Annotated in this window: 3 protein-coding genes; all 3 read right to left on the reverse strand. The window is 45.7% G+C overall.

All coding sequences use genetic code 11. From position 1 onward, the window contains the following. Positions 1-100: 100 nt before the first annotated feature. The 3 genes from mobC to mobA all read right to left on the reverse strand — a co-directional run bounded on the left by mobC (position 101) and on the right by mobA (position 3,815). The gene (gene mobC, locus I6E11_RS14150; protein WP_235338772.1) at positions 101-2,083 is read right to left on the reverse strand and encodes a conjugal transfer protein MobC; all 1,983 of its coding nucleotides are present in this window, start codon (positions 2,081-2,083) and stop codon (positions 101-103) included. Positions 2,084-2,145: 62 nt separating this feature from the next. Continuing rightward, positions 2,146-3,408, reverse strand: a complete 1,263-nt coding sequence (gene mobB, locus I6E11_RS14155; RefSeq protein ID WP_204482772.1) for a conjugal transfer protein MobB — start codon at positions 3,406-3,408, stop codon at positions 2,146-2,148. Then, positions 3,393-3,815: a conjugal transfer protein MobA gene (gene mobA, locus I6E11_RS14160; RefSeq protein ID WP_204482774.1), complete on the reverse strand. Its 423-nt coding sequence runs from the start codon at positions 3,813-3,815 to the stop codon at positions 3,393-3,395. The genes mobB and mobA overlap by 16 nt, the downstream gene beginning before the upstream one ends. Positions 3,816-4,349: the final 534 nt, after the last annotated feature.

Below are 4,349 nucleotides of genomic sequence, written 5' to 3' on the forward strand. Positions count from 1 at the left end.
TTCGCAAAATATTAATTCTAGTATGAGACAACTTCCAAAATAAAATCCAAACAAGTGTAATATATAATATATTGAATATAAGATATATAATTAAAATTATTTAGTTTTTATTCGTATTCAGTTTTTCCATCTCTTCGTTGATGATGACCTGGGCGTCCGCTTTTATCTGGTCATAATTACGCTGTATCTGCTGGAGCATGATGTCATTTCCTTCACTGTCTTTGAACGTGTTGATAACCGGGATTTTTTTGTAAGCCTTTTCTTCCGCACTTACTTTGGCATGGTCCACGATAATTTCCGCATGGAAAATCTTCTGGTCGATTTTTTCACCGAAATTGTCCGACACGGAACCGACAAACGTACCCTGTGAGAGGTTGGAAATCTTGGATGCAGGAATTAGGGAATCCAGCTGGGTGTTGATCGATGTGGAAACATCCTGACGGTTGATGGATATGGACTGTCGTTTCTGAAGGATTTTTCCAAAGCGTTCGGAAAGTGTCTTGGCCGTTTCACCTACCACCTGACCACTGAATATGTTACCGACTGTATTTTGAATCACCTTGCTTTCCTTTTCACCGTAGTCACGGTTAAGCTGGCTGAAATCCTGAAAACCAAGACAGACCGCCACCTTGTTGGAACGTGCCGTTGCTATCAGGTTGTCCAGACCTCGGAAATAGATGGTTGGAAGCTCATCTATAATGACCGTGCTTTTAAGCTGCCCTTTCTTGTTTATCAGTTTGACGATTCTGGAATTATACAGTCCGAGTGCAGCGGAATAGATGTTCTGTCGGTCCGGATTATTGCCCACACAAAGGATTTTAGGCTCCTTCGGATTATTGATGTCCAGAGAAAAATCATTGCCTGTCATGACCCAGTACAGCTGTGGAGAAATCATTCTGGTAAGCGGAATTTTCGCGGAAGCTATCTGGCCCTGGAGCTGATCCTGTGCCCCACCTTTCCAAGCATCCATGAAAGGAGAAAGGTAGTTCTCCAGTTCCGGATAGGAAGTCAATATGGTAAACAAATCAGAGTAAGGTTTGTTCAGCAGTTCCACGGCATGAGGGAACGTGCAGTAGATACCGTTTTTGAATATTTTGAGATACCATATAACGGCTGCCAGCAGGATAATCGGAGACTCTACAAAGAAGTCACCTTGTTTTTCAATCCAGGTCTTATTCAAATTTAACATGATGGTATAGCTTGCTTCGTATGCGTCAGAGATGTCCGTCATGAACTCCGGATTGATGGGATTGCAGCGGTGTGAGCGGTGCGGATCATCGAAGTTGATGACGTAAAAATGCGGCTTTACCTTGTATTTGTCCATATTGTGCAACAAGGAATTGTAGGCAATGGTGGAAAGGTCATCGAATTTATAATCATAGATATAGACACTGAATCCCTTGGAAATCATCTGTTTGATGTAGTTGTTTACCACTGCATATGATTTACCGGAACCCGGTGTTCCCAATACGATGGTAGCGCGGAAAGGATTGACCACGTTGATCCAGCCGTCGTTGAGCTTGCCGCCATACTGGAATCTGGTAGGCAGATTGACCGAATATTCATTCTCCATCAGCCTTGTCTCCTGCATGAAGGATTCGTTTTCCATATTGAACACATCCTCCATCAGGTTATGCTTGTAAAGCCTGCTGATCCACAGTCCCGCCATGAGCAGGCATAGATAACCGGTAGCGAGAGTCACCACATACAAGGCAGTAATAGCTTCGTGCGGAAAAGGCATGTCAAGCAGCCACCAGTTCATGAAAAACAGAACCGCCCCGGCAGTAAGTACCGCCCATATACGTTGCCATGTAATCTTCTCGCCTTTGACTCCGATGGTACCCATGCAGGATATGGCCAGCAGAAGAACTGCCATCAGTTTTGTCCAAAGGATACAGCCGAATATACCGGTTGTCCTGTCAAAGTTCATCAGTATCCGGTCTATGACATCCAGATTCAGATGCCAGGCACTCATACTGGGATAGCAGTACACATAAACGTGGACTACCAGAATAAAAATACTGACTGCCCTGCCGAATTCCATAATCTTGGCAAGGGCTCTCAAATCGTCTTCCTGTTGCATAATGATGTAGATGATTGTGGGGGAATCCGTTGTTCCCCCTGTTGTTGACTCATTTTGATTGATCAGATACCGCGTGATTTGCGCTTCTGCGGTTTCTTTTTCCGTTTCATGCGGCGACGGAACGCTTCTTCCTCGTAATCGACTGCCGGATTTGCATCAAAGGAGAAGATGCCTGCCGCCTGTTCAAGCGCACTGCCTTCTTCCATACGATGACCGTACCGTTTCCAAAGTTCCTCCGGACCGGACTGTTGTCTCTCCTGCCAGGGTATTCCTTCCCACCAGTTGACAAGATCGTTGAATACGTTGGCGGAAAACTCCTTTCCCATACGTGAACCGTTGAACGCCTCGCGCCGTTCATGGTCTATGAATGTGACACCGTAGATACGTCCGGTATCGTTCCTTCGGAATACCACATCAATGTGCTCCTGTTTCAGCAGTTCCCTGAATTCCTGTTCCGATTTTGCGTTACGCATGGCCCATACTACCTTGCCGGATATGGCAGGAGCCCATCTGCCTTCCTTGATGTCCTGTGTATGCCGTAACATACGTTCGGACAGTCCCGTATTTCCGAAACGCTTGCCGAACCTTGCACTTTTTATTGGAGGGCTGACCACTTTCCCACTATCATCTGTAGCCGAATAGATGATACCCGTATAGGGTGTTCCCATGTAATCGCCCCGAACCTGTCGGGCTTCAATGTTCAGTGTGGAAAGCAGTGCGGAATACTCTCCGAAAGTCTGGAAACGGTAGCTTTCCAGAACGGCCTTCAGTGTGTTTCCTATCTGATGGCGTATATCCCCCTGTAAGGCATCTACCTTTTTCAGTTCCGCTTTCGGATTCCGTCTTTCCGTATCCGCACTGTTACGCAGTCCGAATTCCTGTTCCAGTTCCCGGCAGGCTGTCATGGAACGGCGGTGTTCATAGGAGTCATTGATTTTCCTTCCTTCATCGTCAATGCATACACTCACGATATGTACGTGCGTGTTGCAGGTATCGCCATGTCTGTACACGATGAACGGCTGGTCACCATAACCCATTTTCTGCATGTATTTCTCTGCCAGTTCCGCCAGTCTGTCATTGTCCAGCCTGTCTTCCGGTGCCGGGCTGAGGGCGATATGCAGGACCGGCTTGTCCGTCCTCCTGTTTGCCGTCAGATGGTTTTCAAATGAAAGGAGAACCAAACGCATGTCCTCGCTCGGCAGTCCCGGGCGGTCGGAAATCATCCGGTGTCCGGAAAGGATTTCCGCCGTCCCCTGAAATACCTTTTCATGGTTATAGGACAGTGCTCCGTAAAGGTTTGTCCCGTGACTTATCTTTGCAACCATTTCTGTTCATATTCTTTGGTTAATGCCATAATCTGCTTGTTGAGCAGTATCAGTTCCAGGGTAGCCTTTTCAAGTTTGTAAAGCAAGGACATCGCCCTTTTGTCCCCGAAGTTTTTCTGTACGGCCCTTACGACCTGATTGTAATTGTTGCCTATTGCCTGGAACTGTCTGTAAAATTCCCCGAGCCGGATGTAATAGTCTATGGAAACCTTGTCCACCTTGATAACCTTCAACTGTTCTGAAAAGATTGATTTCTTGATGAAGATTGTCCTGTCCCTTGCTCCGGATTCCAGAAACAGTTTCTCGAATTTGCTTTTCTCCTGCGCGTTCAGGCGGAAACTGTACTTGTAGTCCGCCGGATCAGTCTTCGTTCTTTTGCCTGTCCTTCTTGCCTGTTTTTTCTCCATGCTTTTCTGCTTTGGGGTTATATTGCTTTCTCCGTCAGATTTTCCGACTTTGGAGGAAAATCCCCCGACCGTGAGGGAGGGCAAGTTGGTTTTTGTCGGGCAGAATACTTTCTGTCGGACAAAGACACAACTTGCTCTGTTCGTTTGAACAGAGAATCCACCTCCGGCGGATTGCTGCGCGACGTGAGCGGCGTGCTGCTGTCCGTCGGAAGATGTTCCAAGCCATTTTTTAGTTCTGACTTTGCAAAATTATGACCGTGTAAACAGTTGTGAAATAGTGGATTGTATGACATATAAAGACGTCTGATGACATCTGATGTCATGGTGCAGGCTACATATTACCTGTATGCTTGAAAGACCTTATTTTTGACGCGATTTAAGCGTGCAATATTGCAATAACATAATAACATAATGATATAATAACATAACAACATAGTATTGTAATAACATAAGGACATAATAACATGGCAACATAGTATTGCAATAACATAAGGACATAATAACATGGCAACATAGTATTGCAATAACATAAGG

It is taken from the genome of Bacteroides caecigallinarum (genome assembly GCF_021531075.1).
Taxonomy (GTDB): Bacteria; Bacteroidota; Bacteroidia; order Bacteroidales; family Bacteroidaceae; genus Phocaeicola; species Phocaeicola caecigallinarum_B.

Coding starts and splice junctions, on each gene's coding strand:
- mobC (WP_235338772.1), bottom strand. CDS start 2,083: ATGCAACAGGAAGACGATTTGAGAGCCCTTGCCAAGATTATGGAATTC.
- mobB (WP_204482772.1), bottom strand. CDS start 3,408: ATGGTTGCAAAGATAAGTCACGGGACAAACCTTTACGGAGCACTGTCC.
- mobA (WP_204482774.1), bottom strand. CDS start 3,815: ATGGAGAAAAAACAGGCAAGAAGGACAGGCAAAAGAACGAAGACTGAT.